Source organism: Agromyces rhizosphaerae (assembly GCF_027925245.1).
In the GTDB taxonomy this organism is placed as follows: Bacteria; Actinomycetota; Actinomycetes; order Actinomycetales; family Microbacteriaceae; genus Agromyces; species Agromyces rhizosphaerae.
In genome coordinates this window covers 465,406-492,074 of the sequence record NZ_BSDP01000001.1, presented here as the reverse complement: position 1 = coordinate 492,074, position 26,669 = coordinate 465,406, and the positions used below count along the sequence as shown (strand labels likewise).

22 protein-coding genes are annotated in these 26,669 nt (G+C 72.9%); 13 read left to right on the top strand and 9 right to left on the bottom strand.

Going from position 1 to position 26,669, the window contains the following annotated elements:
* Genes QMG39_RS02295 through QMG39_RS02280 form a run of 4 tightly spaced genes read right to left on the bottom strand, consistent with a single transcriptional unit; the run spans position 1 to position 3,742 of the window.
* Complete coding sequence (locus tag QMG39_RS02295) at positions 1 to 420, bottom strand: NUDIX hydrolase (protein WP_281882212.1); 420 nt, start codon at positions 418 to 420, stop codon at positions 1 to 3.
* A gap of 30 nt (positions 421 to 450) precedes the next feature.
* Positions 451 to 1,434, bottom strand: coding sequence for an NAD-dependent epimerase/dehydratase family protein (locus QMG39_RS02290; protein ID WP_281882211.1), 984 nt, complete (start codon positions 1,432 to 1,434; stop codon positions 451 to 453).
* Positions 1,431 to 2,360 carry a bile acid:sodium symporter family protein gene (locus tag QMG39_RS02285; protein ID WP_281882210.1) on the bottom strand — a complete coding sequence of 310 codons (930 nt, stop codon included), beginning with the start codon at positions 2,358 to 2,360 and terminating at the stop codon, positions 1,431 to 1,433. Before QMG39_RS02285 ends, QMG39_RS02290 begins: the two co-directional genes overlap by 4 nt.
* A complete protein-coding gene (locus QMG39_RS02280) occupies positions 2,357 to 3,742 on the bottom strand; it encodes a flavin-containing monooxygenase (protein WP_281882209.1) in 1,386 nt (461 codons plus the stop codon). The genes QMG39_RS02285 and QMG39_RS02280 overlap by 4 nt, the downstream gene beginning before the upstream one ends.
* A gap of 169 nt (positions 3,743 to 3,911) precedes the next feature.
* On the opposite strand from QMG39_RS02280, the gene QMG39_RS02275 reads away from it, so the two are divergent.
* Positions 3,912 to 6,107 (top strand): DNA polymerase III subunit gamma and tau, encoded by a 2,196-nt coding sequence (locus tag QMG39_RS02275; protein ID WP_281882208.1) that lies wholly within the window; start codon positions 3,912 to 3,914, stop codon positions 6,105 to 6,107.
* Between the two features lie 2 nt (positions 6,108 to 6,109).
* Positions 6,110 to 6,706 carry a recombination mediator RecR gene (recR, locus tag QMG39_RS02270; RefSeq protein WP_281882206.1) on the top strand — a complete coding sequence of 199 codons (597 nt, stop codon included), beginning with the start codon at positions 6,110 to 6,112 and terminating at the stop codon, positions 6,704 to 6,706.
* 2 nt (positions 6,707 to 6,708) lie between these two features.
* On the opposite strand, the gene QMG39_RS02265 is transcribed toward recR, so the two are convergent.
* Genes QMG39_RS02265 through QMG39_RS02255 form a run of 3 tightly spaced genes read right to left on the bottom strand, consistent with a single transcriptional unit; the run spans position 6,709 to position 8,791 of the window.
* Positions 6,709 to 7,464, bottom strand: coding sequence for an ABC transporter permease (locus QMG39_RS02265; protein WP_281882205.1), 756 nt, complete (start codon positions 7,462 to 7,464; stop codon positions 6,709 to 6,711).
* Positions 7,461 to 8,186 carry an ABC transporter ATP-binding protein gene (locus QMG39_RS02260; protein ID WP_281882204.1) on the bottom strand — a complete coding sequence of 242 codons (726 nt, stop codon included), beginning with the start codon at positions 8,184 to 8,186 and terminating at the stop codon, positions 7,461 to 7,463. The genes QMG39_RS02265 and QMG39_RS02260 overlap by 4 nt, the downstream gene beginning before the upstream one ends.
* Complete coding sequence (locus tag QMG39_RS02255) at positions 8,183 to 8,791, bottom strand: TetR/AcrR family transcriptional regulator (RefSeq protein ID WP_281882203.1); 609 nt, start codon at positions 8,789 to 8,791, stop codon at positions 8,183 to 8,185. The genes QMG39_RS02260 and QMG39_RS02255 overlap by 4 nt, the downstream gene beginning before the upstream one ends.
* Before the next feature lie 210 nt (positions 8,792 to 9,001).
* Between QMG39_RS02255 and QMG39_RS02250 the strand changes: the two genes are divergently transcribed.
* Together QMG39_RS02250 and QMG39_RS02245 are read left to right on the top strand one after the other, a co-directional pair.
* Complete coding sequence (locus tag QMG39_RS02250; RefSeq protein WP_281882202.1) at positions 9,002 to 10,276, top strand: aspartate kinase; 1,275 nt, start codon at positions 9,002 to 9,004, stop codon at positions 10,274 to 10,276.
* Between the two features lie 160 nt (positions 10,277 to 10,436).
* Positions 10,437 to 11,504 (top strand): aspartate-semialdehyde dehydrogenase, encoded by a 1,068-nt coding sequence (locus QMG39_RS02245; protein WP_281882201.1) that lies wholly within the window; start codon positions 10,437 to 10,439, stop codon positions 11,502 to 11,504.
* 27 nt (positions 11,505 to 11,531) lie between these two features.
* Here QMG39_RS02245 and QMG39_RS02240 read toward each other — a convergent pair whose 3' ends face one another.
* A complete protein-coding gene (locus QMG39_RS02240) occupies positions 11,532 to 12,161 on the bottom strand; it encodes a MerR family transcriptional regulator (protein WP_281882200.1) in 630 nt (209 codons plus the stop codon).
* A gap of 135 nt (positions 12,162 to 12,296) precedes the next feature.
* Between QMG39_RS02240 and QMG39_RS02235 the strand changes: the two genes are divergently transcribed.
* From QMG39_RS02235 to QMG39_RS02205, 7 genes are all read left to right on the top strand, one after another.
* Positions 12,297 to 13,775, top strand: coding sequence for a malate:quinone oxidoreductase (locus tag QMG39_RS02235; RefSeq protein WP_281882199.1), 1,479 nt, complete (start codon positions 12,297 to 12,299; stop codon positions 13,773 to 13,775).
* Positions 13,776 to 13,828: 53 nt separating this feature from the next.
* Entirely contained in the window at positions 13,829 to 15,346 is a 1,518-nt protein-coding gene (locus QMG39_RS02230) for an Rv2578c family radical SAM protein (protein ID WP_281882198.1), read from the top strand.
* A gap of 63 nt (positions 15,347 to 15,409) precedes the next feature.
* Positions 15,410 to 17,365, top strand: a complete 1,956-nt coding sequence (locus tag QMG39_RS02225) for a hypothetical protein (protein WP_281882197.1) — start codon at positions 15,410 to 15,412, stop codon at positions 17,363 to 17,365.
* Positions 17,366 to 17,456: 91 nt separating this feature from the next.
* Positions 17,457 to 18,620, top strand: coding sequence for a sensor histidine kinase (locus QMG39_RS02220; protein WP_281882196.1), 1,164 nt, complete (start codon positions 17,457 to 17,459; stop codon positions 18,618 to 18,620).
* The gene (locus QMG39_RS02215) at positions 18,617 to 19,765 is read left to right on the top strand and encodes a hypothetical protein (RefSeq protein WP_281882195.1); all 1,149 of its coding nucleotides are present in this window, start codon (positions 18,617 to 18,619) and stop codon (positions 19,763 to 19,765) included. The genes QMG39_RS02220 and QMG39_RS02215 overlap by 4 nt, the downstream gene beginning before the upstream one ends.
* 22 nt (positions 19,766 to 19,787) lie before the next feature.
* A complete protein-coding gene (locus QMG39_RS02210; protein ID WP_281882194.1) occupies positions 19,788 to 20,504 on the top strand; it encodes a response regulator transcription factor in 717 nt (238 codons plus the stop codon).
* Positions 20,505 to 21,116 (top strand): thymidine kinase, encoded by a 612-nt coding sequence (locus QMG39_RS02205; RefSeq protein WP_281882193.1) that lies wholly within the window; start codon positions 20,505 to 20,507, stop codon positions 21,114 to 21,116.
* A 4-nt stretch (positions 21,117 to 21,120) separates the two neighbouring features.
* On the opposite strand, the gene QMG39_RS02200 is transcribed toward QMG39_RS02205, so the two are convergent.
* Positions 21,121 to 24,015 (bottom strand): hypothetical protein, encoded by a 2,895-nt coding sequence (locus QMG39_RS02200; RefSeq protein ID WP_281882192.1) that lies wholly within the window; start codon positions 24,013 to 24,015, stop codon positions 21,121 to 21,123.
* 165 nt (positions 24,016 to 24,180) lie between these two features.
* On the opposite strand from QMG39_RS02200, the gene QMG39_RS02195 reads away from it, so the two are divergent.
* Together QMG39_RS02195 and QMG39_RS02190 are read left to right on the top strand one after the other, a co-directional pair.
* Positions 24,181 to 25,338 (top strand): heparan-alpha-glucosaminide N-acetyltransferase domain-containing protein, encoded by a 1,158-nt coding sequence (locus tag QMG39_RS02195; RefSeq protein WP_281882191.1) that lies wholly within the window; start codon positions 24,181 to 24,183, stop codon positions 25,336 to 25,338.
* Positions 25,338 to 26,600, top strand: a complete 1,263-nt coding sequence (locus QMG39_RS02190) for a polysaccharide pyruvyl transferase family protein (RefSeq protein ID WP_281882190.1) — start codon at positions 25,338 to 25,340, stop codon at positions 26,598 to 26,600. Before QMG39_RS02195 ends, QMG39_RS02190 begins: the two co-directional genes overlap by 1 nt.
* The last annotated feature ends 69 nt before the right edge of the window (positions 26,601 to 26,669 follow it).

The following is a 26,669-nucleotide window of genomic DNA, read 5'->3' as shown; positions in this document are numbered from 1 at the left end:
TCAGAGCCTGGCGTGCAGCAGCTCTGCGACGCCGTGGGGGAAGAACGGGTCGGGCGTCTCGCGGATCGGCACCCACCGGATCGGGCTGCCCTGGTCGAGCACGTGCAGGCGGGCGTCGAGTGGGATCGCGTCGATCTCCGCCGACTCGACCGCGAACACGTGCGCGATCTCGTGGCCCGGCGTCCCCTCGTAGGTGAAGATGTTCTCCACGACCTCGAGCAGCTCGACCCGGCCGAGCGCGACGCCGAGCTCCTCGACGAACTCGCGGCGCAGCGCCTCCTCGGCCGTCTCGCCGAACTCGATGCCGCCGCCGATCGCGCGATGGAACGCGAGCCCCTTCACGCTGTCGTTCCCGTCGAGCACGAGCACGTGCCCGTCGCGGACCGGCAGGCCCACGGCGATGTTCCGGATGCTCGGCATGGCCCGACTCTAGCCCGCGGCGAGGCGCTCCTAGCCCGCTGCGAGGCGCTCGGCCCGCGCCTCGAGGTAGGCGTCGAGCGCCTCGCGGCTCGTGCGGCCCGGCACGTACCCGAACTCGCCCGTGAGCCGGTCGTTCGCGAGCACCGGGCGGTAGCGCAGGAAGTCGAGCTGTTCGGGCCCGTGCACGGTGAGCTTGAGCGCGTGCCCGACGCGCAGGCCGAGCGACAGCACCCATGCGGGCAGCCGCCTCGTGCGCTTGCCCATGGCCGCGGCGATCTCGCGCACGGTCACGACGCCGTCGCCCGCCACGTTGTACGCACCGGCGGGGCCGCCGCCGGCGACCGCGTGCACCATCGCGCCCACCACGTCGTCGACCCAGGCGAAGACGAACGGGCTCGCCGCGCCGCGGATCTCGAGCGGCCGGTCGGCCTCCCAGAGCGCGGTGATCTGGTTGCCCACGGTCGGCCCGAGGATCGTGCCGATGCGGAAGATCACCTGCTCCAGCTCGGGGTGCGAGACGCGCGCCTCGGCGAGCATCTCCTCGACGAGGCGCTTGTGCCGCGAGTAGGGGAAGGTGTCGTTGCCGCGCAGCGCGTCGGTCTCGACGAGCGGCATCGGGTTGTCGGCGTAGTAGCCGTAGGCCGCACCGCTCGACGAGACGACGAGGCGACCGACGCCGGCCTCGACGCAGGCGTCGAGCACGTGGCGCGAGCCCTCGACGTCGACGGCGTACTCCTGCTCGACGGTCGTCGCGGCGCCCGGGTTCACGATCGACGCGAGGTGCACGACCGTGTCGATGCGGTGCTCGCGGAACTGGGGGGCGAGCGTGCCGGGCTCGGTCACGTCGCCGTGCACCGCGACCACGCCGTCGATCGCGCGGCGCGGGGGGCGCAGGTCGCCCGAGACGACGAGCTCGACGCCCGGGTGCGCGGCGAGCGCCGCGACCACGTTCGATCCGAGGAACCCGCTGCCGCCGGTCACGTAGACCCGGCGGCCGCCGGACGCGGCGCTCATGCGGCCACCTCCGCCGTGGCATCCGCCTGCTTCTTCTTCGTGTGCTGCGCCCAGAGACCCGCGACGACGAGGCCGGCGACGATGTCCCAGATGCCCCACCAGCCGGCGACGATCGCCATGCCGCCGAGTCCGCCGAAGAACGTGAAGACGAGGCCGAGGCCCAGCCCGGCGTTGCGGATGCCGACCTCGAAGGTGATGGCCTTCCGCTCGCGCACCGCGAGGCCGCCGACGCGGGCGCTCGCGTAGCCGATCGCGAGCGCGATCGCGTCGTGCAGCGTGACGGCGAGCAGCACCACGCCGATCCACGCGATGAAGTACGAGAAGTTGCCCACCAGCGCGGCCACGATGAAGCCGACGAGGCCGGCGAGGCTCACCCAGCGCATGGTCGGCTGCACCTTCGCGGCGAACCGCGGCCACCTCGTGCGGATGGTGAGGCCGACCGCGAACGGCAGGCCGATCACGAGCAGGATCTCGAGCATCATCTGCCAGCCGTTGAGGCTCACTGCCTCGAGCAGCTCGCTGCCGGTCGGGTGCAGGTTGCCCCAGAACGACAGGCTGAGCGGCAGCAGGAAGATGTAGAGCACGTTCGCGACCGCGGTCATCGACACGCTGAGCGCCACGTTGCCGCCCGAGCGATACGTGAGCACCTGGGAGACGTTGCCCGGCGGGCAGCACGCCACGAGGATCATGCCGAGCGCGATCGAGCCCTGCACGTTCAGCAGCAGCGTCAGGCCGAAGGTGATCGCCGGCAGCAGCACGATCTGCGCGATGAGCGCCACGATCATGGGCTTCGGGGCCTTCGCGACGGCGCGGAAGTCGTCGATCGACGTGTCGAGCGCGATGCCGAACATGATGAGGCCGAGCACCACGCTCAGCGCGATCAGCGAGCCGGGCGTGAAGTTCAGCATCACCTCGTCGATGTTCATGCGCGTGCTCCGGCGGTGGCAGGGGCGGTGTCGGATGCGGCGGAGTCGGCCGCCGCACTCGGCGCATCCGGGCCGGTGACCGGCGCTTCGCCGAACGCCGCCAGCGAGCGACGCACCACGCGCCGGTACGCGTCCTTGTTCACGTAGTACGACATGCGCTCGAGCGCCAGGTACTTGTACCCGCCGGTGAGGTCGGGCCACTGCCCCGCGGCATCCGCTCGCAGCTTCGCGGCCTTCAGCGGGTCGCGTGCGTCGGCGGCGAAGTACGCGGCCACGAGCTCGGCCTGCTCGGCCCGGCCCTGCCAGCCGATGCCGGATGCCTCGATCATGCCGAGCACCGCGAGCCCGTTGAAGCTCGGCGGGAAGATGTTGAGGTAGAGCTTCGGCGAGAAGCCCTCCCAGTTGAGGTCGGACCGGTCGACGAACGGGTAGTCGAGCGTGTAGCCGGTCGCGAGCATGACGAGGTCGTAGTCGCCGTGGGTGCCGTCGCGGAAGTGCACGCGCTCGCCGTCGAACCGCTCGATGTCGGCGCGGATCGAGAGGTCGCCCTGGCCGAGGTGGTTCAGGATCATCGTGTTGACGATCGGGTGCGACTCGTACAGCTTGTAGTCGGGCTTCGGGAAGCCGTACCGGGTCGGGTCGCCCGTGAAGGCGCGCAGCACCGGGGTGTCGACGGCCTGCTTGATGCGCGCGGGCAGCGGGCGGCCCTGGTTCAGCGTGTCGCTCGGCTTGCCGAACAGGTAGCGCGGCACGAAGTAGTAGCCGCGGCGCACGCTCATGTCGACGGATGCCGCGCGGTGCACGGCGTCGACCGCGATGTCGCAGCCCGAGTTGCCCGCGCCGATGATGAGCACGCGCTTGCCCTCGAAGAGCTCGGCGTCCTTGTAGGCACTGGTGTGCAGGATCTCGCCGGTGAACTCGCCGGCGAACGTCGGCACGTTCGGGTGGGCGAGCGTGCCGTTCGCGATCACGACGCCGGTGTACTCGTCGGTGGTGGGGCCGTCGGGGCCGGTCGCGTGCACGAGCCAGCCGCCGTCGGGCGTGCGCTCGACGCGGTCGACGCGGGTCTCGAAGCGGATCAGCTCGCGCAGGCCGAAGTGGTCGGCGTAGTCGTCGAAGTAGCGGCGCAGCTCGCGGTGGCTCGGGTAGTCGGCCGTCGAGTCCATGGGGAACTCGGCGAACTCGGTCGTGGTGCGGCTCGAGATGAGGTGCGCCGACTCGTACATCGTGCTGCGCGGGTTGTCGATGTTCCAGAGCCCGCCGACGTCGGGGGAGGACTCGTAGCCGGTGACGTCGAGCCCGCGTCGCTGCATCGCGCGCAGGCCGGCGAGGCCCGAGGGTCCGGCGCCGATGACGGCGTAGCGGGGTGTGGTGGTCGGCATGGGGTGGTGCTCCTCGTGTACCCGCGACGCCGATGGGGGCGCGGCGCCGCGCCCGCACAGCATACGCGAGCGGCGCTCGGGATTCGAACCGCGGGCCCCGGCTGGGGACGGGGCGTGCGGGCTGCGGGAACCCGCCCGGGCTGTCGTGGGCGCCGACTAGTCTGGTCGCGTGGTCACCGCCCTCTATCGCCGCTACCGGCCCGAGACGTTCGCCGAGATGATCGGCCAGTCCCAGGTGACGGAGCCGCTCATGACCGCGCTCCGCACCGACCGGGTGAACCACGCCTACCTCTTCTCGGGCCCGCGCGGCTGCGGCAAGACCACCTCGGCGCGCATCCTGGCGCGCTGCCTGAACTGCGCAGAGGGCCCCACCGACACCCCCTGCGGCACCTGCCCGAGTTGCGTCGAGCTGTCCCGCTCGGGGGGCGGCTCCCTCGACGTCGTCGAGATCGACGCGGCCAGCCACAACGGCGTCGACGACGCCCGCGACCTGCGCGAGCGCGCGGTGTTCGCCCCGGCGCGCGACCGGTTCAAGATCTTCATCCTCGACGAGGCGCACATGGTGACGCCGCAGGGCTTCAACGCCCTGCTGAAGCTCGTCGAGGAGCCGCCCGAGCACGTGAAGTTCATCTTCGCGACGACCGAGCCCGAGAAGGTGCTCGGCACGATCCGCTCGCGCACGCACCACTACCCGTTCCGCCTCGTTCCGCCCGGGCCCATGCTCGAGTACGTGCAGCAGCTCGCCGACAGCGAGTCGGTGCAGGTCGACGCCGGCGTCCTGCCGCTCGTGGTGCGCGCGGGCGGCGGCTCGCCCCGCGACACGCTCTCGCTGCTCGACCAGCTCATCGCCGGCTCCGAGGGTGACCGCGTCGACTACGAGCGGGCCGTCGCGCTGCTCGGCTTCACGCACGGCGCGCTCCTCGACGAGGTCGTCGACGCCATCGCGGCGCGCGACGCGGCGGCGGCGTTCGCGGCGGTCGACCGGGTCATCCAGACCGGACAGGACCCGCGCCGGTTCGTGGAGGACCTGCTCGAGCGCCTGCGCGACCTGGTCGTGGTCGCCGCGTCGACGCCCGAGGGTGCTGCGGCGGTGCTGCGCGGCATCCCGGAGGACGAGATCGCGCAGATGGGCCGCCAGGCCACGGCGTTCGGCCAGGCCGAGCTCTCGCGCACCGCCGACATCGTCAACGCCGCGCTCACCGAGATGACCGGTGCGACGTCGCCGCGCCTGCACCTGGAGCTCATGCTCGCCCGCACCCTGGTGCCCTCGAGCGACGACAGTTCGCGGGGAGCGCTCGCCCGCGTCGAGCGACTCGAGCGCCGGGTGGGGGTGACGGATGCCTCCGGCGGCGACGCGCCGGAGGCGGCTGCGCCCGCACCGGCGACGACCGCACCGGCGACGCCCGTCGCGGCGGCGTCCGCACCGGCCGCGTCAGCACCGGAGGCAGCCGCCCCGCGACCCGTGCCCGCGCGGCCCGCCGCGACGGAGGCGCCGGCCGCGGAGGAGTCGCCTGCTCCCGCGCCCGCGCCGAAGCCGACCGGACCGGTCACGCTCCAGCAGATCCGCGACGAGTGGCCGCAGGTGCTCTCGGCCGTGCAGGCCGTGCGCCGCAGCGCGTGGATGGTGCTCTTCACGGCGCAGGTGCGCGAGTTCCGCGACGGCCGGGTGCTCGTGCTCGGCTTCCCCAGCCAGTCCGACGTCGAGCAGCTCAAGCAGCCGTCCGCACCCGGTCAGGGTGTCGGAGACCTGCTCAAGCGCGCCGTGCACGAGCGCCTCGGCGTCGAGGTCGCGCTGATCGCCCGCGTCGACGGCGCCGATGACGCGCCTCGCCCCGCGGCGTCTGCCGCCGAGTCCGCTCCGGCGACCGACGCCGAGCCTGCTCCGGCCCGAGTCGCCGAGGCGCGCACCGCCACGAGCACGCGCGCGGAACGTCCCGCGCCGAAGGCGTCGCAGTCCGCGCCTCCGAAGTCCGCACCGCCGAAGGCCGCGCCCCCTGCGCAGCGAACGTCCGCACCGGCGCCCGCGGCCCCGGTCGACTCCTGGGACGTCGTGTCGATCCCGTCCGACGACGACGCCCCGCCCCCCGACGACGAGGAGCCGGCACCCCCGCTCGAGGACGCCGTGCCGGCGCGCGAATCGGCCCCTGCGCCCGAACCGTCTCCCGCGCAGGCGTCCGCTCCTGCGGCGAAGTCGGTTCCCGCGCCCCGGCGCACGAAGCCCGCCCGCCCCGAGGCATCCGCCCCCGCCACCCGCGGCGGTGCGCAGCGCTACGGCGAGGCCGTCGTGCGCGAGGTGCTCGGCGCCACCTTCATCGAGGAGCAGCAGCTGGGCGACCCGCGCTCCGGCGCCGCCGGGGGGAGCTGACCGTGTACGAGGGCATCGTCCAGGACCTCATCGACGAGCTCGGCCGCCTGCCGGGCATCGGGCCGAAGTCGGCGCAGCGCATCGCGTTCCACATCGTGCAGACCGAGAGCTTCGACGTGTCGCGGCTCGCCGAGATCCTGACCGAGGTGCGCGACAAGGTGCGCTTCTGCGAGATCTGCGGCAACGTCGCCGAGCAGTCGACCTGCGCCATCTGCCGCGACCCGCGCCGCGACCCGGCCGTGATCTGCGTGGTCGAGGAGGCGAAGGACGTCGTCGCCATCGAGCGCACGCGCGAGTTCCGCGGCCGCTACCACGTGCTCGGCGGCGCGATCAGCCCGATCGACGGCATCGGCCCCGAGGAGCTGCGCATCCGCCAGCTCATGGAGCGCCTGGCTGACGGCGTCGTGCAGGAGGTCATCATCGCGACCGATCCGAACCTCGAGGGCGAGGCGACCGCCACCTACCTCAGCCGCATGCTGACGACGATCGGCATCCGCATCACGAGGCTCGCCTCGGGCCTGCCGGTCGGCGGCGACCTCGAGTACGCCGACGAGGTCACGCTCGGCCGTGCCTTCGAGGGCCGCCGCGTCGTCAGCTGACCTCAGCGGTCGAGCTGCAGGCGGTGCCAGGCGAGCGCGGTGAGCGCGGCCGCGGCGAGGGGAACGATCGCGACGAGGGCGAGCTGGCCCGCCGACACGGTGCCGGGCTCGATCGCCCACAGCGCGGGCGCCGTGAACGGGAACCACGCACCGACCCCCGCGACGGCCATGACCTGGCTCACCACGACGATGCCGATCGTCGTCGCGATGCCCGGCAGCAGCCCGCGCCCGAGCGTCGCGGCCCACGCGGCGGGCGTGGCGATGCACCCGGTGAGCAGACCGAGCAGCAGCTGACGGCCAAGGGCGGCGGCGGATGCCTCGTCGAGCGCGCCGGCACCCGAGACCGCGCCGACCACCCAGACCGCCACCCCGAGCACGACCGCGGTCGCCGCCACCCAGGAGAGGAAGACCACCAGCTTCGCCACCGCGACCGCCGCCCGCGACACGGGCAGGGCGAACAGCGCGGCCACCGTGCCCTCGGCGAACTCGCGGCCGAACAGCCAGCTGAGCGCGACGCCCATCGCGACCAGCGCCCCGGCGCTCGTCACCTGCGCGGCCATCGCCGACACGGCCGCCCAGCCCTCGAGCTCGGCGACGACGCCGAGCTTCGCGACCACCTGCGTATCGCCCGCGCGCACGGCCAGCGTCATGCCGCCCACGATGAGGGCGACGCCCGCGACGAGCAGCAGGGTCGTCCACCGCAGCACGCGCGACGCGAGGGCCTTGCGCACCTCGACACCGATCGCGACCGCGATCACGACGCACGCTCCACGTCGTCGGCGAGCACCAGCTCGAAGAACTCCCGCTCCGGATCGCGGCCGCCCGGCTGCATCCGCCCGATGATGCGCCCCGCATTCATGACCGAGATGCGGTCGGCGACACGGGCGACCTCGTCGAGGTGGTGGCTCGACACGAGGATGCCCGCCCCGGAATCCGCCCGCCGCCGCAGCGCCGAGCGCAGCAGCAGCACGCCCGACGGGTCGAGTCCGTTGCCCGGCTCGTCGAGCACGATGGCGTCCGGGTCGTGCTGCAGCGCGGCCGCGAGGCCCACGCGCTGGCGGTTTCCGAGCGACAGGCGCCGTGCCGCCACGTCGGCGTAGGGCTCCAGCCGCAGCTCCGCGATCGCCGCGTCGACCGCGCCCGCCACGCGCGACCGCGGCACGGCCCGCAGGCGCGCTGCGACCTCGAGGTTCGCCCGTGCAGTGAGTTCGGGATACGTCGGGGGCGTCTCGACGAGGTGGCCCACTCGCGCCCAATCGTCTCGCGGGGCCCGGGGCAGCGGCTCGCCGAACAGCCGCACCTCGCCACGATCGGGACGGAGCATCCCGAGCAGCAGCCGCATGAGCGTGGTCTTGCCCGCGCCGTTCAGCCCGACCAGCGCGTGGATCTCGCCCGGCTGCACGGCGAGGTCTACCCCGTGCACCCCGGCTCCGCCGCGATAGGCGCGGTGCACGGCCCGGGCCTCGATCGCCGCACTCATCGTCGAGCCTCCGGTCGCTGCTCGAGCACGTCGAGCGCACCGAGCACCGCCTCGCCGAGCCCGCCCTCGTCGGCGTCGGCCCAGGCCAGCAGCGACGCGAGCAGCGCCGCCATCACCGCGGCGGCCGCGATCCTCGCGACGGCCGGGTCCGTTCCGGGCCCGTCGGCCGGGGTGCAGAGCGCCTCGACGATCGCGTCCTCGGTGGCGACGGCGTTGCCGCGCATCGCCGCCTGCAGGCTGGGCGTCCGCGCCGCGATGCGCAGGCGCCGCCGCACCTCGTCGGTCTCGGGCTCGGGCAGCGCGCTCCATGCGACGCGCACCCCGGTCGTGGCGCGCACGAGCGGGGGGAGATGGCCGGGTGCCTCCGCGACCTGGCGCGCGATGACCGGGTCGTACGGGTCGTCGACGAGCGCGCGCTCCTTCGACGCGAAGTGCCGGAAGAAGGTCATCTCGCTCACGCCCGCCGCCGCGGCGATCTGCGCGGCCGTCGTCGCGTCGTAGCCCTGGCGCTCGAACAGCTCGAGCGCGGCGTCCATGAGGCGCTGCCGGGTGCGGGCGCGTCGCCCGCCCGCATTCGTCGCCCTCAGGGGCATCCGCTCGCTCATTCCGCAAATGTTAGTCACTAACACTCCCGTCGGCAACGGCACGGCACGAGACCCGTCGAACGGCTGCGCTCTCGCGGCTGAGAACGCAGCCTTTCGACGGGTCTGGGAGCGCGCAGGGGCAGGCGTCACATGGCCGGGGGCGCATCGGGCCGCACGTATGATGGTCGCGGCGAATCCCGCCCTCGCAATCCACCCGGGAGTACCAGCACCGTGAGCCTGATCGTGCAGAAGTACGGCGGGTCGTCCGTCGCCGACGCGCAGAGCATCAAGCGCGTGGCGAAGCGCATCGTCGAGACGCGCAAGGCCGGCAACGACGTCGTCGTGGCCGTGTCCGCGATGGGCGACACGACCGACGAGCTGATCGACCTCGCGAACGAGGTCACGCCGATCCAGGCGCCGCGCGAGCTCGACATGCTGCTGACCGCGGGCGAGCGCATCTCGATGGCGCTGCTCGCCATGGCGATCAAGGCGATGGGCTACGACGCTCGGTCGTTCACGGGCAGCCAGGCCGGCATGATCACGGATGCCACGCACGGCGCCGCCCGCATCGTCGACGTGACCCCGGTGCGCCTGCGCGAGGCCCTCGACGACGGCGCGATCGTCATCGTCGCCGGCTTCCAGGGCTTCAGCCGCGACACCAAGGACATCACGACGCTCGGCCGCGGCGGCTCCGACACGACCGCCGTCGCGCTCGCCGCAGCGCTGAGCGCCGACGTCTGCGAGATCTACACCGACGTCGACGGCATCTTCACCTCCGACCCCCGCGTCGTGCCGCTCGCGCGCAAGATCGACCGCATCACCAGCGAGGAGATGCTCGAGCTCGCGGCCTCCGGCGCCAAGGTCCTGCACATCCGCGCGGTCGAGTACGCGCGCCGCCACGGCGTGACCCTGCACGTGCGGTCGTCGTTCAGCAACAACGAGGGCACCATCGTCTACGACCCGACGAGCCTGCCCGAAGGGGAAACCATGGAACAGCCCATCATCTCCGGCGTCGCCACCGACCTGAGCGAGGCCAAGATCACCGTCGTCGGCGTGCCCGACGTGCCCGGCGCCGCCGCGAAGATCTTCCGCATCGTCGCCAAGACCAACGCCAACGTGGACATGATCGTGCAGAACGTGTCGGCCGCCGCGACCGGCCGCACCGACATCTCGTTCACGCTGCCCAAGCCCGAGGGCCAGGGCGCGCTCACCGCGCTGCGCAACGAGCAGTCCGAGCTCGGCTTCGAGAGCCTCCAGTACGACGACCAGATCGGCAAGCTCGCCCTCGTCGGCGCCGGCATGCGCACGAACTCGGGCGTCTCGGCGAAGCTCTTCGAGGCGCTCTACGACTCGGGCATCAACATCGAGATGATCTCGACCAGCGAGATCCGCGTCTCGGTCGTCACGCGCGCCGACATGGTGAACGAGGCGGCACGCGCGGTGCACACCGCGTTCGGCCTCGACAACGAGATCGAGGCGGTCGTCTACGCCGGCACGGGCCGCTAGGCGAGGCGACCGGCACGCGGCATCCGTCGCGGACTGCCGGTGATCGACGGAATCCCGCCACGCTCGCGCACGGAGACCGTAATACGTACGGGGCGCCCAGCAACGTCGTGCAGACTGGGGTGTCGTGATGCCGATCCGGGGCATCGGAGGAAGGCCAGACATGGGTGACAGCAACGCAGTCCACATCGGCGTCGTCGGCGCGACCGGCCAGGTCGGCGCGGTCGTGCGACGCCTGCTCGAGGAGCGCGACTTCCCGGTCGCGTCCATCCGCTACTTCGCCTCGGCGCGCTCGGCCGGCACGACCCTGCCGTTCCGCGGCGAGGACATCGTGGTCGAGGACGCCGCGACCGCCGACCCGACCGGCCTCGACATCGCCATCTTCTCCGCCGGCGCGACCCTCTCGAAGGCGCAGGCGCCCCGGTTCGCCGAGGCCGGCGTCACGGTCGTCGACAACTCGTCCGGCTGGCGCATGGACCCCGACGTGCCGCTCGTCGTGAGCGAGGTCAACCCGCACGCCATCGACGAGGCGCGCAAGGGCATCATCGCCAACCCCAACTGCACCACCATGGCCGCGATGCCGGTCATGAAGGTGCTGCACGAGGCCGCGGGCCTCGAGCGCATGGTCGTCTCGACCTACCAGGCCGTGTCGGGTGCGGGCCTCGCGGGCGGCGAGGAGCTGCTCGAGCAGTCGCGCGCCGCCATCGAGCAGGACACCATCGGCCTCGTGCACGACGGCGCCGCCGTCACGATGCCCGAGCCGGTGAAGTTCCCGAAGCCGATCGCGTTCGACGTCGTGCCGCTCGCCGGCTCGATCGTCGACGACGGCGACGAGGAGACCGACGAGGAGAAGAAGCTCCGCAACGAGAGCCGCAAGATCCTCGAGCTGCCGGGCCTGCGCGTCGCGGGCACCTGCGTGCGCGTGCCGGTCTTCACCGGGCACTCGCTCTCGATCGCGGCCGAGTTCGCCAACCCGATCACGCCCGACCGTGCGCGTGAACTGCTGGCGGATGCCCCGGGCGTCGCACTCTCCGACGTGCCGACGCCGCTCGAGGCCGCCGGCAACGACCCGTCGTACGTGGGACGCATCCGCCAGGACCAGTCCGCGGTCGACGGCAAGGGCCTGCTGCTGTTCATCTCGAACGACAACCTGCGCAAGGGCGCGGCGCTGAACGCGGTGCAGATCGCCGAGCTCATCGCGGCCCGCCGGGCGGTGCCCGCCGGCGCCTGACGGCCTCGCCGGCGCGCGACCGATCCGTCAGTCGGCGTCGGGGTGCAGCATCCGCCCCGCGATCTCGTGGTGCGCGAGCCTGCGCAGCGCGAGCACCACGGGCTCGTAGAGCGCGGTGCCGAGCACGGTGTACTCGACGGATGCGGCGGGGTCGTCGCCGGGCAGCCGCTCGAGGTCGAACCCGGCGATGTCGTGCATCGCGCGCCCGTACGCGTCCAACCGCTCGTCGGTCATCGGCAGGCCCGCATCGGACGCGGCGGCCAGCGCCCGATCGAGCTGCGCCATTCCCGCGTACGTCGGGTGCACCCGCCAGCCGAGCCGTTCCATCGCGGCCCGCGCATGCGGGAGGGGGTCCGGCTCGGACGGGTCCGGCTCGGCCGTGGGCGGGGGGAGCGCCGAGACCGCGCTGCCGAGGGTCTCGTAGAGGTCGTCGCCCGGCTCGTCGACCAGGTCGAGGATCGCCCGCGCCTGCTGCAGGCTGAGCCCGACGGAGCCCGTGAGCGCGCGGATCAGCCGCACCCGCCGCACGTGCGTCGCGTCGTAGTCGGCCTGGGTCGCCCCGCGGGCCTCGCCGGCGTGCAGCAGGCCCTCGCGCAGGTAGTACTTGAGCGTCGCGACGGCGACGCCGGTCGCGGCGGCGAGCTCCGAGATGCGCATGCGCCTCCCTGCATTGGCGAGTGATGGTATCCAACGTCGCATCCGATGCTACCGAAGCCCGGGCGGCTCGCCGTGCCTGCGTATCATCCACCCCACGATTCGGGCCGTGAGCCGCCGCTCACTAGACTGTCCGTCGTGCAATCCGAGGAGACCGTCGACGTCGTGCTGATCGGCGGGGGCATCATGAGCGCCACCCTCGCCACCCTCATCCGGGAACTGCAGCCCGACTGGTCGATCCTCGTGCTCGAGCGACTCGGCGAGGTCGCGCAGGAGAGCTCCAACCCGTGGAACAACGCGGGCACGGGGCACGCGGCGCTCTGCGAGCTGAACTACATGCCCGAGCAGGCAGACGGCTCCGTCGACCCCGCCAAGGCGATCAGCATCAACGAGCAGTTCCAGGTGAGCCGGCAGCTCTGGGCCCACCTGGTCGGCGCGGGGGCGCTGCCCGACCCGTCGAAGTTCATCAACCCGACCCCGCACATGACCTTCGTGCGCGGCGCGGCGAACGTCGAGTACCTCCGTCGTCGCTACGAGGTGCTCAAGGACGAGCCGCTCTTCGCGGGAATCGAGTTCACCGACGACATCGACGTGATCGCCGAATGGGCGCCGCTCATGGCGAAGAAGCGCAACCGCCGCCAGAAGGTCGCGGCGACGCGCATCGAGTCGGGCACCGACGTCGACTTCGGCGAACTCACGAAGCTGCTGTTCGCCCACGTCGAGTCGCAGGGCGCGACCGTGCGCCTCAACCACGAGGTGCAGGGCATCCGGCGCCGCAAGGACGGCTCGTGGCGCCTCAAGGTGCGGCACACCGTCGGCAACTACCCGCACGTCGTGAACGCGAAGTTCGTCTTCGTCGGCGCGGGCGGCGGCGCCCTGCCGATCCTCCAGCAGTCCGGCATCCCCGAGATCCGCGGCTACGGCGGCTTCCCCATCTCCGGGCAGTTCCTCCGCACGCGCAACCCCAAGATCGTCGCCCAGCACCACGCCAAGGTGTACGGCAAGGCCGCGGTCGGCGCCCCGCCGATGTCGGTGCCGCATCTCGACACGCGCGTGGTCGACGGCGAGGCATCCGTCATGTTCGGTCCGTTCGCCGGGTTCACGCCCAAGTTCCTCAAGCGCTCCACCTGGTTCGACCTGCCGTTCTCGGTGCGCTGGCACAACCTCGGCACCATGCTGCAGGTCGCGTTCCGCAACTTCGACCTCATGAAGTACCTCGTGGGCGAACTGCTGGCGAACCGCGAGCAGAAGATGAACGCGCTGCGGGCCTTCATGCCGACCGCGAAGTCGCGCGACTGGGAGCTCATCACCGCCGGCCAGCGCGTCCAGGTCATGAAGCACGACCCCGAGAAGGGCGGCGTGCTGCAGTTCGGCACCGAGGTCATCACGGGCGCCGACGGCACGATCGCCGGCCTCCTCGGCGCCTCGCCCGGCGCCTCGACGGCCGCGCCGATCATGTTCGACGTGCTGAAGAAGTGCTTCCCCGACCGGTGGGACGCCTGGGAGCCGATGATCCTCGTCATGGTGCCGAGCTTCGGTTCGCGGCTCTCCGACGACCCGAAGAAGGCGAAGGCCTCGCTCGCGCGCACCGCGAAGGCGCTGAAGCTCCCCGCGTAGCCGCCCGCGCGTCGCTCTGGCGCTTTCGTTCGAACGTGTGTTCGAATGGGTGCATGCGCTGGAACGGTCAGGAGCTCGGGGTCGAGGATGCCTCCGCGCTGCCCGGCCTCGGCCGCCTCGACGGGTTCGTGCGCAGCGTGCAGACCCCGGAGTTCGCGGGCATCACCTTCCACGAGGTGCTCGCGAAGTCCGCGCTGAACAAGGTGCCGGGCCCGAGTCGCATGCCCTTCGGCTGGACGATCAACCCGTACCGTGGCTGCAGCCATGCCTGCTCATACTGCCTGCACCCTGACACGCTCATCCTGATGGCGGATGGTCGCCACAAGACGCTCTCGTCGATCCGCATCGGCGATCGCGTCATCGGCACCGAGCGCCGCGGCAGTTACCGGCGCTACGTGTCGACCACCGTCTCGGCGGTCTGGTCGACCAGGAAGCGCGCCCACCGCGTGCGACTGGCGGACGGCACGGAGGTGATCGGCAGCGCGGATCACCGCTTCCTGACCGACCGCGGCTGGAAGTACATCCGCCCGTCGGAGTCGGGGCAGCGCCCGCATCTCACGACGAACAACCGTCTGCAGGGCTTCGGTACCGGACCTGCCCGCGATCTCGTGGGCGACGCGGTCAAGACGCACGCCGACCTGCGGGTCGTCGGAATCGATGATCTCGGCGAGACCGTCGACATGATCGACATCACGACCGGCACCGGCGACTTCATCGCCAACGGGGTCGTCTCCCACAACTGCTTCGCCCGGCCGACGCACGAGTACCTCGACCTCGACGGCGGCGACGACTTCGACCGGCAGATCGTGGTGAAGGTCAACGTCGGCGACGTGCTGCGCAAGGAGCTCGGGCGGGCGAGCTGGCAGCGGCATCCGGTCGCCCTGGGCACCAACACCGACCCGTACCAGCGCGCGGAAGGTCGCTACGCGCTCATGCCGCGCATCATCGACGAGCTCACGGCGAGCCGCACGCCGTTCAGCATCCTCACCAAGGGCACCCTCCTGCGGCGCGACCTCGACAGGCTGGCGGATGCCTCGCGGCACGTGAGCGTCGACATCGCGATGTCGATCGCGATCTACGACGACGAGCTGCAGCAGTCCGTCGAGCACGGCACCCCGACCGCGCCGGCGCGCCTCGCGACCGTGCGGGCCGTGCGCGAGGCGGGGCTCGACTGCGGCGTGTTCCTGATGCCGATTCTGCCGTACCTCACGGACACCCGGGCCCACCTCGACGAGGCACTCCGCCGGGCGAGCGAGGCGGGCGCGACGAGCGTGGTGCACACGGCGCTGCGGCTGAAGCCCGGGGTCAAGGAGTGGTACCTGCAGTGGCTCGCGCGCGAGCACCCCGACCTGCTGCCGAAGTATCGCGCGATGTACCCCGGCCGAGCCGCCGAGCCGCCGAAGGAGTACCGCAGGTGGCTGGCCGCGCGTGTGCGCCCGCTCCTGCGCGCGCACGGGCTGGCGCACGGCGAGGAGAGTCCGGTCACGGGCGGCCCGGCGCACAGTACCAGCGCGCCGACCCTGTGGGAAGCCGATGTGCGTGGTGCTGCGGGACCGCCTACGCTGTTCTGAACCCACCCGAAAGCGGATCGGATGCTCCCCCAGGGCAGCCGCCGCGCAGACCGACCGGAACCAATGATCGATCGCGTCCCGGCCGCCGAACCCGTGTTCGCGCGCGCCGTCAGCTCGGCATCCCTCGCCGCGTCCGCCGCGTGCGTCGGCGTCATGATCGTCATCGCCGCGCTCTCCGTCGTGTTCCGCACCGGCGAGTGGTCGCAGGTCGCGCTCGTGGCCCTCGGCTGGTTCCTCGCACTCGGTGTGGCCGTCGCGCTGGTGGCGTTCCGGCCCGGCGTCGCGCATCGGATCGTGCTGCTGGTCGTCGGCACCACCGTCGTGTTCGCGGCGACGCAGGCCGTCATGACCCTCGACGACCGGATGGCCGACACGAACACCCTCCGCACGGCGCTCCCCGCTGCGGCGATGTTCCTCGCGCTCGGGGCGACCCGCCGCGCGGTGACGTCGATCGTCTGGACGACGATCGGGTACGTGGCTGCGGGCGCGGCCGTCAACGCGGCCGCCCTCGTGGGCGGTCACGTCTTCGCGCCCAACTCCGGCACGATCGCGGTGTTCGCGATGCTCCTCGCCCTCCGCGTGCTGCAGCTCGTCGTCGCACTGCGCCGCCCGGCCACGCCCGCGTCCCGTTCGACACGCGGCGAGCAGGCCGTCACGCGCCTGTTCGAGCGCTGCCGCGACCAACTCTCGGCGGTCGCCGACACGGAGCCGGGCCGTCTCTCCCGCCGGACGCGCGCCCGTATCGCCGGGGCGGGCGTGGGCCCGCTCGGGCCGAGGAGCGCCCCGAGCGCCGCGGCGGCCGATCCGGCCGGCGGGCGACTCGCCTGCGCAGTGCTGTGCGCGGGCGGGGTGCTGGCCCTGGCATTCGCGGCGCTCGTCACCGTCGGCCACCGCGACGAGATCCGCAATCCGGCCGCGGCCGGCCTCGCCTTCGTGCTCCTCGCCGCTGCCTGGGCGGTCGCCATCCGCGCGGCCGCGGACCGGAGGCGCTCGCCGATTCCCGGCGACCGGTACGGGCTCGCGGTGGCACTCGCGATCGCCGCGGCGCTCGCCGAGAACGTGAGCACGGTGGGTGCCAACACGCTGCTCTACGACGACTTCGGCACCGCCCTGGCCGGGCTGCTCATCGTGCTGCTCGCCCCGTTCGCCTCCTGGCGCACCGCGGTCTCCGTGGGCGCGGCGGCGACCGCCGCGGCCGCCGCGATCGCTGCGGGCTCCGCCGCATTCGTGTCGATCGTCGCGCCCGTGCCCACCTTCTCGGTCGTGGCCGCGGCACCGGTGATGGTCGCCACGGCCGCCGCGGTCGCGTTCTCCGCGTCGTTCGCGCGGCACGTGATGCACCGCGACCGTGAGATCCTCGCGAGCGAGTTCGGCCGCCGCCGTCGCCGCCGCGGGAAGGTGGTGTCGGATGCGCCCGAAGGGGCGCCGGCCGGCTCCGCGTGCGCCGACCGCATCGACGTCCTCGAGGCCGAGGCGATGCCACTGCTCGCGCGCGTGGCGGCGTCGGACGAGCTGACGGCGGAGCAGGTCGGGCAGGCGCGCCGGCTGGCCGCACGCCTGCGCGTGGCATCCGCCTGCCGTTCCGATGCGACCTGGCTCGACGACCTCGCCCGGCTCGCCTCCCGCGACTCGGCGCGCATCGTGGTCGACGACGACTGCGGGCTGGCCGACCGGCTCGGCGAGACGCAGCGCGACAGCCTCGCCTCGCTCATCGAGTCGCTCGCGCGGCTCTCCCGCCGCGGCACCGTGCGCGTGCACGTGGTCGCGCCCGAACCGGGGGAGTGGACGCTCACCGTGCAGGCCCCGCCCCCGGCGGACCCGGTCGCGTCGTCCCGGATCGTCGACCCGATGGTGCAGGCGCTGCGCGGGGCCTTCGACCGCGCCGCACTGATCTCCGACCCGGAGGCCGTGCGGGTCGTGCTCCGGCACCGCGAGGACGGGCCGCGCATCGAGCCGATCACGCAGCCGCTCGCCGCGCTGACGCCGGCATTGGCGCGCGTGGCGCCCGAACTGCGATAATCGGCGGACGCAGTCGCCGCGTCCGTCGGCGAACCATCCGACGCCGCGCGGCGCACTCGCGTGACGCGCGACCACATGGAGAAGGCGGCCCATGTCCACCGGCACCTCGCGCGATCAGGTCGCAGAGGTGTTCGGGCGGGCGCTGACGACGAGCATGCGGTGGGGTGCATACGCCGCGCTCGGGCCGGCCTGGCTGATGGCGCTGGTCTCGGCCGTGATGGCGGGCGGCCCCGAGGCCTGGTCCGCGTTCGGCGTGCTGAGCGCCTCGGCCGCCACGCTCGCGCTCGTCGTGCTCCGCCCGTCGGCATGGGGGAGCGCGCTGCACCTCGTCGTCGGCGGCGTCGCGACGTACGTGGTGGCGACCCTCGTGCTCACGGCGTTCCCGCTGCCGGGCTTCGCCAGCACCATCCTGGTCGCGGTGCCCTGGCTCGTCATCATCCTCGCCGGCACGCCCAGGACGCGGTCGTCGATCGCCGTCTGGTGGGCGGTGCTGTCGTACCTCGTCGGGATGGTCGCGCTCGGCACGGCCATCGCCGTGGCGGGGCTGCCGTGGGTGGTGAACCTGCCGGCGACGATCGCATTCGCGCTCGTGCTGACCGTGCGCGTGTACGACGTCCGCAACCTGCACTCGGGCCGGCGGCAGGCGGCGGGGCTGCATCGGGCGCAGCGGGTCGTGCGCGAGATCGCGATCCGGCGCGAGTTCGAGGCGCGCGCGACCGCGCGGCTGCACGACACCGCGCTCAACCATCTGCTCGCCCTCGGCGGGCGGGGGTCCGGACCGCTCGACCCCGCACTGCGCTCGGCGATCCTGCACGACCTCGAGCTGATCGTGGGCCGCGACTGGAGCGAGGAGGCGCGCGATCCCGGGCCGTCGGCGCTGCAGTCGGCGGTCTCGGTGGCGCAGCGCCACGGGCTGGAGGTCCGGGTGTCGGGCACCCCCGAGGCGCTCGACCGCCTGCGCCCGGAGACGTCCGAGGCCCTTCGCGATGCGATCGCGCAGTGCCTGGTGAACGTGGCCGACCACTCGGGCGCGCGCGAGGCGGAGGTCGCCGTGGCGACCGACGGCGACGAGCTGACCGTCGCCGTCGTCGACGACGGGAGCGGGTTCGACCCCGCCGGGGTGCCCGAGGACCGGCTGGGCATCCGCGCGTCCGTGCGCGGGCGCATCGAGCAGGTGGGCGGCCAGGTGCAGCTCTGGTCCACGCCCGGCGTCGGGACGACGGTGCTGCTCGCCGTGCCGGGGGCGGGCCGGTGACCGGGGAGCGGCTGCGTCTCACGCAGCAGTCGGTCGACCCGGTCGCCTCGGTCGCGACCTGGGGGCTCGCGATCGGACACGTCGGCCTCGCCGCCGTCGGCATGGTGGTCGCCGTCGCCGCCCACTCCGACGAGGTCGTCGGGCCGGTGCTGGCGGCGATGGCGATCGGCTTCACGGTCGCGGCGGCGGTGAGCGTCATCGTGTGGACCTCGCCGCGCCTGGCGCCCATGTCGAACGAGCGGCTCTGGGTGGTCATGGCGCTCGCGCTGGGGGCCGCGATCGCCGAGAGCGCCAGCACCGCGGGGGCGAACCAGCTGGTCTCCGACGACGCCGGGCCGGTGGTCGTCGGGCTCATGCTGGTCTCGCTGGCTCCGTACTGCACGTGGCAGTCGCTGCTCACGGCGTGCGGGGTTTCGGCGGGCATCCTCGGCATCCTCACCCTCGAGTCCGCGCAGTACTCCACGATCGACGCACCCCTGCCGGCGTTCGTCGTGGTGGCCGCGCTGCCCGTGCTCGTGCTCGGCGCAGCCGCGGCCGGCTACTCGCGCGCAGTGGTGGACGAGGTGCTCGCCTTCGACCGCCGCGCCGCGATCGCGGTCCTCTCCCGCGACCGCGAGGTCCGCGCCGGCATCGCCCGGACCGTGCAGGAGGGCCGCGTCACGGTGCTCGGTCGAGACGTGCTGCCGTTGCTCGCGGAGGTCACCAGGACCGGCCAGGTCACGCCGGCGCAGGCGGATCGCGCGCGGGAGCTCGCGCACCAGCTCCGCTCGGCACTGGTCGAGGGGGCGGATGCCACCTGGCTCGACGATCTCGTCGGGGTGGAGCTCGGGCGCGGCACGACGCGCATCACGCTCGACGACCCGCACGGCGCCGCGAGCCGGCTCCCCGAGGCGCAGCGCGCCACCGTCGCGGCGGTGGTCGCGTGGCTGTCGGGCGGCCAGGTGACCAGCGATGCGCTCGAGCTGCGGGTCCACGACGACCCGCCGGGGTGCCTCGTCGCGGTGACCGCGACCGGAGTGGCGAATCGGCCGGGCCTGCGCACCGAGGCGCAGAACTTCCTCGGGGTCGTGCGCGTGAGTTTCGACCGGGCCGAACTGCGACTCGGCGACGCGTCCATCCACCTGGAGCTGGCGTATGCGGGCTGAGAGCGGCCGCCGGACGGAACCGGTGCCGAGCGAGCCGCGGGCGACCGTGGCGGTGCTCGACGACCACGCGGTGGTGCTCGACGGCATCATCTCGTGGGTGGAGCGGCACGCGCCCGACCTCGAGGTGGCCGTGCGCGCCACGACCTGGCTCGAGCTCGTCCGTTCGCCGAGATTCCCCGTCGACCTCGTGGTCATGGACTTCCAGCTCGCCGAACCGGTGTCGATCGAGTCCAGGGTGCGCACCTGCAGGGCGGCCGGCGCGGCGGTCGTCGTGGTCAGCGCGCTCGACTCCCGGGAGGCGCGCAGCCGCGCGCTCGACGCGGGGGCGGCGGCATTCGTGCCGAAGTCGGTGCCGGGCACCCGCGTGCTCGACGTGGTGCGGCTGGTGCTCTCACGCGTCCGCGGGGACGGCGCCGCCGGCCGTGCCCCCGACGGGGCGGTCGGCTGGGGCGCCGTGGCGTTCGCACCATGGCTCGGCGTGGCGGACTCGGCGGACGAGGTCGGCTCGGAGACGCCGCGGATCCCGGCGCCGGCCCTGAGCGGATCGGAGCTCACCGCCGTGCGACTCTACGTCGCGGGACGCACGACCACCGAGGTCGCCGACGCGATGGGCGTGAGCTATGAGACCGTGAAGACGTACCTGCGGCGAGTGCGGGAGAAGTACGCGCGCCTCGACCGCCCCGCGAGTCGCAAGAGCGACCTCACCCGCCGCGTGGCGGAGGACGGACTCCTCGAGTAGATGGCGAAGCTGTACTTCCGATACGGCGCGATGAACTCCGGCAAGAGCACCGCGCTGCTGCAGGCCGCGTTCAACTACGAGGAGCGCGGTCACCGCGTGCTGCTCGCGAAGCCGGCCGTCGACACCAAGGGGGCCGAGCACATCGTGTCCCGGCTCGGCGTCACGCGAGAGGTCGACTTCGTGTTCGCCCCGGACGCCGACGCGTTCGCGCTCTTCGAGCATCACCGCGCCGCGTCGGTCGCGCGCGACGGGCACGACGTGAGCTGCCTGCTCGTCGACGAGGCGCAGTTCCTCAGTTCCCGCCAGGTCGACGACCTGCTCCGCGTGGCACTCCTCGACGACGTGCCCGTGCTCGCCTACGGCATCCGCACCGACTTCCAGACGGTCGCGTTCCCGGGCAGCAGGCGGCTCCTCGAGGTCGCGCACAGCCTCGAGGAGCTGAAGACGATCTGCCGGTGCGGTCGGAAGGCGATCTTCAACGGCCGGCGAATCGACGGCCGCTACGTGTTCGACGGCGACCAGGTCGCCATCGACGGCGCCGAGGTCACGTACGAGTCGCTCTGCGGCGTCTGCTACCTCCAGGAGTCGGGCGGCGTGCTGGACGGCTCCTGACGTATCAGGCACCCGCCTCCGCCGGACCGCCCGCGGGGTCGGTCGGGGCGGTGGCGTCCTGCGGTGTCGCAGCCGCCTGCAGGGCCGACACGAGCTCGTCGCGCGCGCGGAGGTACTGCTTGGTCGGCAGGTAGTCGTTGTGCTTCGCGACGGCCCAGATGTACCGGTCCGGTGCGCTCTCGGTGGCGCCGCGGTCGACCGGGTTCCCCTCCGCGTTGTAGCCATAGGCCGGGAAGCCGAGGTAGTCGGTGCGGCGCCACAGGCTGCGCCAGCGGGGCGGAGTCGCCGGGTCTCCGTCGTAGCCCAGTACCCTCGCGAGCGTCTCGTCCGTGCCGTCCTGCGCGAACGGGTCGGTCCCGTGCGTGCGCGAGTCCGGGAACCGCGTCGGCCACTCGTGCCGCACTTGGGCGGCCCACGGGTCGGGCGACCAGAGCGACGGGGCGCGGCAGCCGGGAACGCCGAGCACCCTCGGCCCGAGCACCGAGGGGAAGAACCGACTGAAGTAGGCGCGCAGCTGGGTGCCGTACGACAGCAGCGCGACCCGGTCCGCCGCGCAGGCGTCGTCGTCGCCGGCCTCGGGATGGGGGAGCGTCTGCAGCGGGCCGCGCTCCGGACTCACCCGTTCGTTCGAGAGCGCCAGCACCGAGGCGGCCGCGATCACGGTGCCCATCGAGTGCGCCGCGATCACCACGCCGGTCCGTCCGCGGTAGTCGCGGCGCAGCCACCGGCAGGTGCGTCCGGTGAGTTCGGGCACCGCGCGCTCGCCGTAGCACGGCGGGGCGAACGGGTGACCCGCGCGCGGGAAGAAGCACATGATGTCCCAGAGCAGCGCGAGAGGGCGCTCCGTGTGCGATGCGGCGCGAGCCGCGACCGCGGCCACGGCCGCGATCGCGACGGCCGCGAGGATCGCGACGGCGGCATCGCGGATGCCGATCTCCGCCTCGTCCGGGACGAGGTCGCGGATCGTCTGGAACGCCAGGCTCGACGTCAGCGGTAGGAAGCCGACCGCCGCGAGCACCGCGATGACACCGAGGAGTCCCTCGCCGCGATGCACGATGGTGGCCTGGTTCCGGGCACTGACGATGCGGCGTGCCCGCCCGACGAGTACGTCCTGCGCTTCCTGCTCGGCGTAGTCGGCGGCGGGATCGGCGATGCCGAGCAGGTTCGCCTCGCCGCCGTCCTGATCGGGTTCGGAGCCGAGCGACGGCACGGTGAACTGCGTGCGCCGGGTCAGGGCGCCGATCGCCGAGGCGCCGCCGAGGATGAGCACCAGCAACGCGATCGCGGCGATCACGACGCTGTACCGCTCGTACGCGGACGGGGCATCCAGGGGCGTGGAGCCGGGCTCGGGCGGCGTACGCCAGATGAACTCGGTCTCGCCCGCGTCGGTCGAGGTACCGAGCCACGAGTTCACGCCGAGCACGAGCAGGCTCGAGATGACCATCGAGGTGAGCAGGGCGAGCAGCATCCCGACCGCGGGTCCCATGCCGGCCCAGGCGACGAACCGCGTGTCGGTCCATCGGCGACGCGCCCAGACGACCAGGAAGTACGCCACGACGCAGGCGACCGCCGTGCCGAGCAGCAGCCAGTCGAGGGTGATGCCGGCGAGCCGGGTGTCGGCGTACCCCAGCGGGTCTGCCAGCTCGCTCGCGAGCAGCAGTGCCAGCGCGCCGAGCAGCAGGGTGAACGAGATCCCCTTCGGCACCCCGCGGGTCCAGCCCGCCCCGGCGTAGGCGACGCCCAAGGCGGCCACCGCGAGCGCGTTCGGCGCCGCGATCAGGCCGAGGAACGGCGTGCCGTCCGCGGCCTCGGGCTCGCGCACCCAGGTGGTGCCGATCATCACGCCGACGTATGCGATGTACAGCACCGCGGCGACCACCAGCATCGCCGTCGCGCTCCGCCTGGCGCGTGCAGCATGGATCTGGCTCTTCGGGCTCGTCGCGGCGACCACGAGCACCGCCGAGAACGCAACGATCAGGAGGCCTGCTCCGACGACCACCGGAAAGACCGGACCCGAGGCGAACAGCGACGTCGCGCAATCCGCTCCGCACGCGGTGCGGTCCCCGGCGAACGCGGCGTCCCAGCCCAGCAGCATCAGGACGAGGCCGATGGATGCCGCGAAGTGCAGTTGCTCGCTGGTCGAGGTGACCCGAGCCATCGACCAGAAGCCGTGCGTGGCCAGCAGGGGTCGGCGGCGCTCCTCGCCCGCCATGAACGTGTCGCTGAACTGGGCGACGTTCGACTCGTAGTTGACGCGGCCCCGGCGAGAGACGATGTAGATCAGCGCCATCGCGGCGATCGGCCCGAGGCTGAAGAGCGCGGCGCGCGCGGCGCGATCGAGCCCGAGGAGACCGTCGAAGATCGCCGGAAGCGCGGCGCACACCTGTTCGCCGCGGAAGCACTGCACGCCGATCAGGTCGACGGCGACCGACATGAAGGCGGCCATGTAGATCAGGGTGAGCGTGAGCGCGAACAGGCGCAGCGTCTTCGCACCCCGGCCACCGCTCCACTTCTCCTCGTTCGCGCTGTCGGGCAGCGGGATGCGACGGGTCCAGTACGCGATGTTCGTGAGTCCGAACGGCAGCACGAAGAGCCACCCGAGGTGCACGAACACACGGCCGATCGCCGCGATCGCCGTCCCCCCGGTGCGGGCGAGCCGACCCCATGAGTACGCCTCCGTCGACGCGATGCCGGTCTTCGGGTCGACGGTGTCGTTGTCGTCGTCCTTCCGGCTCCAGAACGACCCCAGGTCGTCGCCGAGGCGTCGCGTGATCTCGTCCGGCTCCGACTCCAGCATGACCGCGGGCGGTGCGTTCGCGATGCCGTGCACCCGGATCTCCAGCACATATGCCGGCTTGCTCGGTTCGTCGGGCGCCGCCGCGTGGCGTGGCGCGGACACGTGATCGGACGATTCGCTCATCTCCGGAACACCCCCACTGGCCCGGTGGCGCGTCCTCGGCGCCGTCAGGCTCAGTGTGGCGCGGGTCGCGGCACCGCGGCAACCGTGTCCACCCGGACCCCAGGCTCCGCGGAGACGCCGAGGACCTGTGCCAGCATGGCTCACATGCGCGACGCCGAGACCCGCAGCGACCCCGTCGCGACGCCGTTCGCCGCGGCGCGGCGCGTCGACGGCGTCGATGCCGCACGCGGGCTCGCGCTCGTCGGCATGTTCGTGGCGCACCTCGCGCCCGATGCCTCAGCCGGAACGCTCGAGGCGACCCTGCTGAGCGTCGCCGACGAGCGCCCGCGGCTGCTCTTCGCGCTCGCGGCCGGCATCGGCCTCGGCCTGCTCACCGGTGGCGAGCGGCCCACCTCGCAGGGGGACCGGGGCGAGCTGCGCCGCCAGCTCACCGTGCGCGCGGTCCTGCTGCTCCTGCTCGGGCTGCTGCTCATGTACATACTGCAGCCCCTGGTCTCGGTCATCCTCGACGAGTACGGCATCGCCTTCCTCCTCCTGCTGCCGCTCGTGTTCCTGCCGCGACCGCTCCTGCTCGGGCTGGGCGCCGGGCTGCTCGTGATCATGCCGGGCCTCGCGCTGGCGCTCAGCGCGACCGAGCCGGTGCGGGACGCGCGCAGCGGCCGTACCTTCCTGCTCGTGGACTGGTTCCTCAGCGGCTCGTACCCCGTGCTGGTCTGGGTCCCCGTGATGCTCGTCGGGCTGGCGTTCGCCCGATACGGGTTGCGGCGTCCTTCGACGACGGCAATCGCCGGTCTCGTCGGGCTCGCGGCGGTCGTGGCGTACCTCCCCGGCAACGCGTTGCTCGACATGGGTTCGGGCACGCTCGCCGACGCCGTCGGCACGTCCCTGGTGACGTTCGCGAACGTCGGCGCCGGCTTGGCGCTCACGGCCGCGCTCCTGGCCGTCACGCAGTGGGGCACGGATGCCACGAGGCGCGCCGCCTCCATCGCGCTGTCGCCGCTGTCGGCGATGGGATCGATGCCGCTCACCGTCTACACGGCGCACGTCGTCGTCATCTCGCAGGCGATCCGGATCGAGGACGGCGTTCCCGAGGACGACTCCTGGACGCTGCTCGCACTGACGATCCTCGGGTCGATGGCGTTCGCGCTCGCGTGGCGCAGATGGGTCGGACGGGGCCCGCTCGAGGCGCTCTTCCGATGGGTCAGCGGCCGGGATCGCATTCGGAGGCGCTCCGAGCCGGGCGGGATGCGAACATGGGAGGACTCCGACGGATCCGAGACGAACGGGGAGCCGACTCGCTGATGCCTGCCGTGACCGCACGGGCGCGCCGAGCCCTCTCCCGGCTGTCGGGTGATCCCCGCGTGCTCGACGCGATCGCCGGGGTGGCGATCCGCAGGGCGCTGCGGCGCCGGCGGCCCGGACGCCTGGCCGTGCTCCTCGGCCCGCCCGGCAGGGGCAACATCGGCGATCAGGCACTCGTCGAGGCCTTCTGCGAGAACGTCACCGGACCCGTCGTGGTCGTCGTCCGGGCTTCCGGCGACGTCGAGGTCCCGGCACAGCTGTCGACGCGCGTCCGGGTCGAGGTGCTCCCGGGGCTGCTCTACGGCGGCGCCCGCAGCCACGCGCGCGATGCGGCGCGCCTCGGGCGCCTGCTCGCCGATGCGTCGTCGTTCTCCGTGGTCGGCGCCGACATCATGGACGGCGCATACGCGCATCGCGCCTCGATCGCACGGGCCAACCTCGCCGCGCGGGCGAGCCGGGCGGGGATCGACTCGCGCATCCTCGGATTCAGCTGGAACGACGCGCCCCACCCCGGAGCGCTCGCGGCGGTCCGCCGGGCGAGTCGTTCCGGGGTCCGTCTCCTCGCCCGCGATCCGGTCTCCGCGTCCCGGCTCGCCGAGGCCGGGGTCCCGACGGACGAGACGGCCGACATCGTGTTCTCCGCACGAACGACGGACTCGCGCGTGGCGGACCGCGTGGTCGAGCGTGTCGGCGACGACTTCGCGATCGTGAACGCGAGCGGACTCGTCGCTGGCGATCACGACCAGCTGGACGACCTCGAGGGTGTCGTCGACAGGCTGCGCGCCGGCGGCCGGGGCGTGCTGATCCTCCCGCACGTGTCCCGACCGGGTGGTGACGACATCGCGGTGTGCCGCGAGCTCGCCGCGCGCGTGGACGCCGGGGTGCTCGGCGGCGACCGCCCGCCGTCCGGAGTCCTGCTCATCGACCGTCTCGTCTCGCCCGCGGAGATCCGGGGGCTCGCGCGGCGGGCGCGCCTGACGGTGACCGGTCGGATGCACCTGGCCATCATGTCGATCATGCACGGAGTGCCGGCGGTCACCGTCTCCACGCAGGGCAAGGTCGAGGGACTCATGGAGCGCACCGGTACTCCCGGCCTGTGCATCGCGCCGGGCCCGGGGTTCGGCGATCGGGTGCACGCCGCGCTCGACGCGATCGAGTCGGGGGCCGCGGTCCGTGAGCGCGTCCGAGCCGCCGCGCCCCGCCTCGTGGCGGACGCGGAGCGCAATCTCGACGGGCTTCCGGCAGCCGGCGCCGGGGCCTGATCGGCGAGCGCCGGGCCGCGGGAGGTCGGGGCTCGACGGTCCCGCGTCGGTGCGCGTGTGCACGACGGG